This window comes from Paenibacillus sp. 598K (assembly GCF_003851045.1).
In the GTDB taxonomy this organism is placed as follows: Bacteria; Bacillota; Bacilli; order Paenibacillales; family Paenibacillaceae; genus Paenibacillus_D.
Window position 1 is genome coordinate 1 of sequence record NZ_BFBX01000039.1, and the last position, 1,794, is coordinate 1,794.

At 54.7% G+C, this 1,794-nt stretch carries 2 protein-coding genes; both read left to right on the forward strand.

What is annotated here, in order from left to right; genetic code table 11:
- The first annotated feature begins 519 nt into the window (after positions 1–519).
- Complete coding sequence (locus tag PA598K_RS37940; RefSeq protein WP_128657510.1) at positions 520–963, forward strand: hypothetical protein; 444 nt, start codon at positions 520–522, stop codon at positions 961–963.
- On the forward strand, positions 864–1,794 hold a 931-nt coding region (gene ltrA, locus PA598K_RS13675), incomplete at its 3' end, for a group II intron reverse transcriptase/maturase (protein ID WP_260405403.1). The genes PA598K_RS37940 and ltrA, both read left to right, overlap by 100 nt.

Consider the following 1,794-nt stretch of genomic DNA (forward strand, 5'->3'; position numbering starts at 1 on the left):
AACCCGGAACAGGCGGCAAACGACCAGGATGGCTGACGGAGTTGGATGACCCTGCCAAAAAAGGGGACGTCCCATACCATTGTAAGGCTCCGTAAGTTAGGAGGACTGGATTCGGGGGAAAGTCGGATGACGTGACCCAAGGAGAGCTTATCGTCTCCGCAGAGTCGGTAATCCGGACACAAGATCGTGAAGATCAAGGTCCGGCTAAGGGTGGTAAGCAGTCAGAAGAAGGGATAGTAGTGAAGAAGTTTGCCGGAAAGGCCGCAAAGGCAAACGAATCGGTACCTGGTTGCCGATGCGAGCGACGACCCAAAAGGCGACGACTCGGCGCGAAGCCCGAACTGGTGGAAGACGAGAGATGAAAGGGAAGCCATGTGCCAGACAGGAGCCGGCGAGCTACGATGTGCGAAGACCCGGGGACTGAACAAAAGGAGAAGCCGTCTGGGGCGAGTACCGACAGGGACGTGGAGATTGCCGCAAGGCTACGCGCCATGGAGCTGAAAGGGAAGGAGAACGAGCATGGACGAACAGAAGAAAGATCATCCCTCGCGTGAAGGAGAAAGAGCAAGAGAACGCAGATGGTACAGCCTCATCGACAAGGTGTGGGCGAAGCCAAACCTGGAGGAAGCCTTCAAAGAGGTGAAACGGAACCGTGGGGCAGCAGGGATCGATCGGATGACCGTGAAGGCATTTGAATCGGAGTTGGAGAACCATCTAGAAGTACTCCAACAGACGTTAAAGAACAAAACGTACCGGCCCAAACCGGTGCGCCGCGTCTACATCCCCAAGGCCGACGGAACCCAGCGCCCCTTGGGATTCCTACCGTGGGAGACCGAGTCGCCCAAGCGGCAGCCAAACGCATATTGGAGCCCATCTTTGAAGCCAGATTCATGGACTGTAGCTATGGATTTCGACCCGGACGAAGCGCGCACATGGCTTTGGAAAAGATCCGGAAAGATCTAAGCGACGGGTATCGCTACGTAATCGATGCCGACCTGAAGTCGTATTTTGACACGATCCCGCATGAGAAGCTCATCGAACGTGTGCAAGAAACCGTAGTGGATGGAAGCGTGCTAAATCTCCTGCGAAAGTTCCTGCAAGCCGGAGTCATGGATGGCGGGAGCTTTCACCTCAATGAGCAAGGCACCCCGCAAGGCGGGGTCATTAGCCCGCTCTTGGCTAACATTTACTTGCATCCACTGGATCAAACGATGACCGAGCGTGGGCATCGACTGACGCGTTACGCAGATGACTTTGTGATCTGTTGCCGGACACAAAAAGGAGCGGAGCGTGTCCTAAGGTCGGTGGTGAAGCTGCTGGAGCAAGAGATGGGATTGACGATCCACCCGGAAAAGACGAAAATCGTGAACAACATGAAGGAGAACTTCGAGTTTCTGGGCCATGTCTTTCGGTCGGGAAAATGGATGCGCCCCACAGACAAAGCGTTAACGAAATTCAAAACCCGGGTGAAGGAGATCACGCGTCGAAACCAGACGGTGGCTGTGGAAGAACTGGTGAAGAAGAAACTGAACCCGTACCTAAGAGGATGGGGCAACTACTTTGGAACCGGAGACGTCAAGGGACAGTTTCGTACGTTCGATAGCTGGATTAGGCGAAGGTTGCGATCCGTGCAGCTACGCAGTTGGAGGAAAGTAAGGAAGCTGCACCGGGAAATGCGCAGAAGAGGATGGAACAGTCGGGAGATGCCCGGCCTGCGAATGACGGCTTGGCGTAGCTCCCGTTCGACCTACGCCCAATATGCGATGCCAAACGTTTGGTTTAAAGAAATCGGTC

What these genes read in the sequence shown, in the direction of transcription:
- PA598K_RS37940 (WP_128657510.1), top strand. Translation starts at nt 520, where the DNA reads ATGGACGAACAGAAGAAAGATCATCCCTCGCGTGAAGGAGAAAGAGCA.